At 75.7% G+C, this 6,284-nt stretch carries 6 protein-coding genes; 1 reads left to right on the plus strand and 5 read right to left on the minus strand.

Annotated elements, in window-relative coordinates; genetic code table 11:
• Positions 1–21 precede the first annotated feature (21 nt).
• A complete protein-coding gene (locus tag PKA89_RS05540) occupies positions 22–1,638 on the plus strand; it encodes a N,N-dimethylformamidase beta subunit family domain-containing protein (RefSeq protein WP_324417388.1) in 1,617 nt (538 codons plus the stop codon).
• Positions 1,639–1,884: 246 nt separating this feature from the next.
• Here PKA89_RS05540 and coaE read toward each other — a convergent pair whose 3' ends face one another.
• From coaE to PKA89_RS05565, 5 genes are read right to left on the minus strand one after another with little or no spacing between them, the layout of a single operon-like run.
• Positions 1,885–3,090: a dephospho-CoA kinase gene (gene coaE / locus PKA89_RS05545; RefSeq protein ID WP_324417390.1), complete on the minus strand. Its 1,206-nt coding sequence runs from the start codon at positions 3,088–3,090 to the stop codon at positions 1,885–1,887.
• Positions 3,091–3,120: 30 nt separating this feature from the next.
• Positions 3,121–3,591: a PPOX class F420-dependent oxidoreductase gene (locus PKA89_RS05550; protein WP_324417392.1), complete on the minus strand. Its 471-nt coding sequence runs from the start codon at positions 3,589–3,591 to the stop codon at positions 3,121–3,123.
• Between the two features lie 4 nt (positions 3,592–3,595).
• Positions 3,596–4,141, minus strand: a complete 546-nt coding sequence (locus tag PKA89_RS05555; protein WP_324417394.1) for a GerMN domain-containing protein — start codon at positions 4,139–4,141, stop codon at positions 3,596–3,598.
• A gap of 40 nt (positions 4,142–4,181) precedes the next feature.
• Positions 4,182–5,570 (minus strand): HAMP domain-containing sensor histidine kinase, encoded by a 1,389-nt coding sequence (locus PKA89_RS05560; protein WP_324417396.1) that lies wholly within the window; start codon positions 5,568–5,570, stop codon positions 4,182–4,184.
• Positions 5,570–6,253, minus strand: a complete 684-nt coding sequence (locus tag PKA89_RS05565; protein ID WP_324417398.1) for a response regulator transcription factor — start codon at positions 6,251–6,253, stop codon at positions 5,570–5,572. The genes PKA89_RS05560 and PKA89_RS05565 overlap by 1 nt, the downstream gene beginning before the upstream one ends.
• Positions 6,254–6,284: the final 31 nt, after the last annotated feature.

Here is a 6,284-nt window from a genome sequence, read left to right on the forward strand (position 1 = left end):
ACGGGGAGTCACATCGGACCCGTGGCACTGCCCGTCGCGTCGCTCCGGATCGGAGCAGCCCTCTCCCTCGTGGTCCTCCTCACGGCGTGCACCGGCTCCGCCCCGACCATCCCGGTCAGCGGTTCCGCCACGATGGGGACCCGTGTCGGCGCCGTCGAGCCGGTGGCGCCACGAGACCTCGGGTTCGCACCGACCCTGCCCGGCGTCGTCACCCCCCGGTGCGTCAACGCACCCGCCGGGTGGCTCGCCGCCGAGCAGTCCCGTCGCGCGGGCGTCGCCGACCTGCCCGACACCGTGAGGGCCGTCCGAGCCAGCCGCCTCGCCGGGGTCCAGGGGTACCTGGACCGAGGCTACGCCGCCTGTGGCGAGCGCATCGGCCTACACCTGTCCGCGCCGCACCCGACCTCCGTGGTCGTCGAGGCCCTGCGGGTCGGCTCCTACGGCGGTCACTCGCTGCGACTCGTCTGGCGCTCACCCCGGCTCCTGGTGCGCCAGCAGCCCAGGCTGCCCGCCACCCCCCATGCGACCGTCGACAACGCCTGGCCGGTCGCCGTCGACCTGCGCCCGACCGGCGCGTGGGCTCCCGGTCTCTACCTCCTCGAGCTCCACCCACAGGTCGGGGTCCGCGGGTTGCGGCTCCCGACGACCTACCAATCGCTCGTCGTCCTCTCGAGCGGCACGCCGGCGACCTACCTCGCCGTCGAGTCGGACCTGACCCAGCTCGCCTACGACGACGCCGGCGGCTCGAGTCTCTACCTCGGCCCGGGGCTGACCGGCCGCCAGCAGGTCGCCTCCCGGCGGTGGTTCGCCTCCCCGCACCGTGGGCTCGCCGGGGCCGGTGTCACCCAGCTGCTCGCGCGGGACGTGCCGCTCGCGGTCGTGCTCGGGCACCTCGGGGTCACCGCCGACTGGACGACCGACACCTCGCTCGATGCCGACCCGGCCCAGCTCCGCGGACGAGTCACGGTCCTCCTGCCGGGGCACAGCGAGTACTGGACGCGACGGGCCTACGACGCGCTGCGCGCGGCCGTGCGGAGCGGCACCAACCTGGCCAACCTCGGGGGCAACGAGATCTACTGGCAGGCCCGGGTGCTCCGGGACGCCGCCGGGGCGGTCTCCGAGATGGTCGTCTACCGCGAGGCGGCCCTGGACCCGGTCCGCGACCGAGCCAGCACCACGTCCGAGTGGCGGGACGCGCCCCTGCTGCGCGACCCCGCCGACCTCACCGGCCTCGGCAAGGGCGGGGTCGGCATCACCGGCTCCGGTGTCGTCGTCGGAGCAGGGACGGCGGTGCTGGCGGGGACCGGTCTCCACCAGGGCCAGGTGCTCGCGTCGGTCTACGGCAACGAGGGCGACACCCTGTCCGACGCCCACGTGCCGCGCGACGACGTCGTCCTCCTGCGCTCCGACGCGCGCACCCGATCAGGGTCCGTGGCCCCCCTCGCGACGGTGGTCCACCGGGACGTCGGAGGGGCGGGCGTCTTCGACGCCGGGACCACGGAGTGGTTGTGCGCCATCACCGGGTCGTGCAGCGACGGGGCGCGCACGCCGGCCGTGCGCCGCGCCCTCGACACGATCACGGCGAACGTGCTGCACGCGCTCGACCACCTGCGCGCGGGGTCGGCGTTGGTGGCCTGAGCGGGGCCCGGTCCGGGACGATCTCGCGGCCCGGCCCACCGGGTGGTCGACGGCCTGGCGGACGGCCTCGGGCACCGTCGCGAGGAGCCGGGCCTCGGCGCCGGGGCCGTCACCACCAACCCTGCCGCCGGGCCCAGCGCAGGAGGACCATCGTCCCCGTCGAGCAGGGTCGACCAGGCGGTCGACGGGGTGCACGGTGACCGCGCCGTCCGGCCCGATGCCCCGCACCGAGGTCATGCCGTGACTCTAGCCACCACCGCCGGACCGGGGCGTGGGAGCGCGCCATCCGGTGCGCCCGGCCCAGTCGCGCGCGCGGCCCCACGCGTCGTCGAACCAGGGCTCCTTGGCGTCGGCGTACTCCTCGGTCGAGGCGAGCCGGGCCGCGAGCTCGGCCTTGAGGGCCGCGTACCCGTCCCGCTCCTCGGCCCTCTCGCGAAGCCAGTCGCGGAACAGCAGGGCGAACTCCCATCCGGGAGAACCCACCTCGCGGACGTGGACGTGAGCCACCCGGCCGGGGTCGGCGCTGCCGTGGAACCGCTTGGGCCACGGGGAGCCGTCCTTGCCGTGGTCCTCGGTGACCCCGTCGACCCGCGGGAACCCCGCCCGGGCCAGTACCTCGACGACGCGCGGGTCGTCGGCCTCGGCCAAGGAACGCACCCCGACCTGGAGGTCGACGACGTCCTTCGCGGGGAGGCCGGGCACCGAGGTCGAGCCCACGTGGTCGAAGGTCACCGCGGTCTCGCCGAGGGCGTGGCGCAGGCGGGCGAGCAGGCGGTCGGCCTGCGCCGGCCACGTGGGGTCGGGTGGGCTCAGGACCAGGGCCGGGAGCCGGCTGCGGGTCCCGGTGCGCAGGTTGGCCTCGAAGGGCTCGAGCCGCTCGTGCCAGAGCCGCCGCACCGCCGTGGCGAGCGCCTCGCGCGTGCCCTCGTTGCCGAGCCAGACGTCGGCGGCGGCGCGGCGGTCGGCGTCGTCGGCCTGGGCGGCGATCCGGGCCCGCGCGTCGTCCTCGCCCATCCCGCGGTCGTGGACCAGCCGCTCGAGGCGAACCTCCTCGGGGGCACCGACGACGAGGACGAGGTGGTACTCCCCCGTCATCCCCTTCTCGACGAGGAGCGGCATGTCGTGGACGACGACGGCCTCCTCCGGGGCGGCCGCGACGAGCTCGGCGGTGCGCTCCCAGATCGCGGGGTGGGTGATCGCCTCGAGGTCGCGCAGCGCGGCGGGGTCGGCGAACACGACCCGTCCGAGGGCCGCCCGGTCGAGGGCACCGTCATCCCCGACGAGGTCGGCCCCGAACCTCTCGGCGATGGCGGCCAGCGCCGGACGACCCGGCTGGACGACCTCCCGCGCCACGGCGTCGGCGTCGACGACGACGGCACCGAGGTCGGCCAGCGTCGCTGCCGCGGTGGACTTCCCGGACCCGATGCCCCCCGTGAGGCCGACGCGCAGCATGCCGCCGACCCTACTGAGCCGGCCGGCGGCTCACCCGTCGGCCAGGCGGGCGGGAAAGCCACCGGTGGCGACCGGGGACCAGCGGGTCGGGGTGATCCGCAGCAGCGACTTGCCCTGGTCGACCATGGCCTGCCGGTACTCGTCCCAGTCGGGGTGCTCGCCGGAGATGTTCCGGAAGTACTCGACGAACGGCTCGACGTCGTCGACCGCGTCGACCACGTCGGCCTCGCCGTCGACCTGCACCCAGGCGCCGCCGAAGTCGTCGGAGAGCACGAGGACGCTGCAGTGCGGGTCACGGCGGGCGTTGCGGACCTTGGCGCGCTCCGGGTAGCTGGTGACGACGATCCGCCCGGAGTCGTCGACGCCCCCGGTGACCGGCGAGGCCTGCGGACGGCCGTCCGAACCGCGCGTCGTGAGCAGCACCATGTGGTGGCGGGGGCGGACGAACTCGAGGAGCCCCTCGAGGTCGACGGTCGTGGTCGTGGCGATCGTTCGGGCCATGCCCTCACCCTTCCACGAGCGGCACGCCGAGCGGGGCCCAGGCGACGTAGTCGGTCCGGCCCATCGGACGGTCGAGCAGCTGCCCGCTCCCGTCCGGCACCGGGATGTCCTGCCCGTCGAGGACGAGGCGCACCGAGGCCGCGCTCGTGTGGGTCGTCACCGTCCACACGATCTGCGCCATGGCCCCGACCTGGTCGTGCAGCGGCAGGCGGTCGAAGCCCTTGGGCATCGTCACGCGGGCCACGGACCCCTCGACCGACCCGGTCGGGGGCGACGCGGCGGCCGGCAGCGCGGTCCGCAACCCCTGGTCGGCCTCGGCGCTCGACAGCGGCTGGGACAGCGCGACGAGCGAGGCCTGGATCCCGACGGCGGAGCGCACCGGCCGGGTGACCCGCACGAGGTGGTCCCCGCGCAGGAGGAAGACGTCGACCGTGATGACCCGCAGGTCGGGGCGCGCGGTCGGCGCCCCGCCGCCACCGGCGTCCGCCCCGACGACGACCGGGTGCGCCTCGGGGCCCAGCCCGCAGCCCGCCAGCACGAGGAGCCCCACGAGGGCCGGGAGGACGGCCGCCAGGGGACGGCCGCGGGGCTCAGCGGACCGGCGCGAACGGGAGCTCGACGACAAAGCGGGCACCTCCTCCCGGGCGCGGGCCGACGGTGACCGTGCCGCCGTGGAGGGCGACGTGCCGCTGGACGATGGCCAGCCCGAGGCCGACGCCGGTGGAGGTCGTGCCCTGACCACGGGCGAACCGGTCGAAGATCCGGCGGGCCTGCTCCTCGGGCACCCCGGGCCCGGCGTCCTCGACGACGACCCGCAGCACGTCGCCGTCGCGCTCCACCCGGACCCCGGTGCAGCCGCCGCCGTGGCCCTCGGCGTTGCGCACGAGGTTCGCGACGACCCGCTCGAGCCGCCGCTTGTCGACCTCGAGGACGGCCTCCGCGGCCCCCGGGTCGACCTCGGTCACCGCCCGGCCGGCCTCGCCGTCGGCGGCGCGGCGCACGAGGTCGGCGAGCCGCACCGGCTCGAGGACTAGCTGGTCGCCGGCCTCGTGGCGGGCGATCTCGAGCAGGTCGGTCACGAGGTGGCGGAAGCGGGTCAGCTCCTCGGCGAGGAGCGCGACCGGCTCGCGCAGGTCCTCCGGGAGCCGGTCCTCGCGGTGGAGGATGACCTGCATCGAGTTGAGCATCGTCGTCAGCGGCGTGCGCAGCTCGTGGCTGACGTCGGTGGCGAAGCGCGCGTCGGCCACGACCCGCCGGTCGAGGTCGGCGGCGGTGCGGTTGAAGGAGTCGGTGAGGGGGGCGAGGTCGGGGTCGTCCTCGTCGTCCAGCCGCACCCCGAGCCGTCCGGAGGCCACCGCCGCCGCCGCCGTGTTGAGCCGCTCGAGCGGGCGGAGGGCCACCCGCCCGGCCACCCGGCCGAGCGCCACACCAAGCAGCACGGTGACGACCGTGGCCGCGGCGAGCCCGGCCGAGAGCGCCCGCGCCGCCTGCGACGTCCCGGACATCGGGTAGACCTCGAAGAAGGAGGCGTCGCGTCCCGGGACCGGCATCCCGACGACGAGGTAGAGGGTGTCCCCCACCTCGACCCGCTGGGTCGCGACCTGCTGCTCGAGCACCGCCCGGCGCAGCTCGCCGGGCAGGACCGTCGGCCCGAGCGTGGGCGCCGAGGCGTACCAGCGGTCGGCGACGAGGGCGAGGGCGGCCACGGCCTGCGTGCGCGGCAGGTCCTCGAGCGAGACGGCGGCGGCGTTCCCCTGGGCGGCCATCCGTGCCTCGAGCTGGCCCGCGTCGACCGAGGTCGCCGCGAGGGCGGTCGCCCGGGCCTCCCGGACCACCGCCTGGGTGACCAGCACCCAGGCCAGCGAGGCGAGGACGAGCGAGAGGAGGAGCGAGACGAGGGCGAAGCCGACGGTGACCCGTCGCCGCATCCCCCACCGGCCGACCCACCGGGTCGACCGGGCGAGGAGCGCGCGCAGCACTAGCCGGCCAGCCGGTAGCCGAGGCCGCGGACCGTGACGACGTGCCGCGGGCTCGACGGGTCGCGCTCGACCTTCGTGCGCAGCCGGCGCACGTGCACGTCGACGATGCGGGAGTCGCCGAAGTAGCCGTAGCCCCAGACCCGCTCGAGGAGCTCCTCCCGCGAGCAGATCTTCCCCTCGGCCAGCGCGAGCTCGACGAGCAGCCGGAACTCGGTGCGGGTCAACGAGACCGGCTGGTCCCCGAGCGTGACGATGCCGTCGTCGAGACCGATCGCGAGGTCCCCCGCCTGGACCCGGCGCGGATGGGTGTCGGCGGCCGGCTCGACCCGGCGCAGCAGCGCCCGGATGCGCGCGGACAGCTCCTTGGCGACCAGCGGCTTGGTGACGTAGTCGTCCGCCCCCGCCTCGAGCCCGGCGACGACGTCGTGGCTGTCGGTCCGCGCGGTGACCATGATGACCGGCACCCGGCTGTCGTGGCGGATCCGCCGGCACACCGAGAAGCCGTCGAGCCCCGGCAGGTTGAGGTCGAGGAGCACGACGTCGGGGTCGTCGCGGTGCATCGCCTCGAGGCCCTGCTCGCCGTCGGCGGCCTCGGTCACCTCGTACCCCTCGTCCTGGAGGGCGAGGCGCAGCGTCCGGCGCACCCGGGCGTCGTCCTCGATGAGCAGCACACGCTTGGCCACCGGCGCATCATGCCACCGGCACGGGGTGCGC

It is taken from the genome of Phycicoccus sp., from assembly GCF_035325325.1.
GTDB lineage: Bacteria > Actinomycetota > Actinomycetes > Actinomycetales > Dermatophilaceae > Phycicoccus.

Excerpts from the sequence above, each read along its gene's own strand:
- PKA89_RS05550 (WP_324417392.1), bottom strand. The coding sequence starts at position 3,591 with ATGGCCCGAACGATCGCCACGACCACGACCGTCGACCTCGAGGGGCTC.
- coaE (WP_324417390.1), bottom strand. The coding sequence starts at position 3,090 with ATGCTGCGCGTCGGCCTCACGGGGGGCATCGGGTCCGGGAAGTCCACC.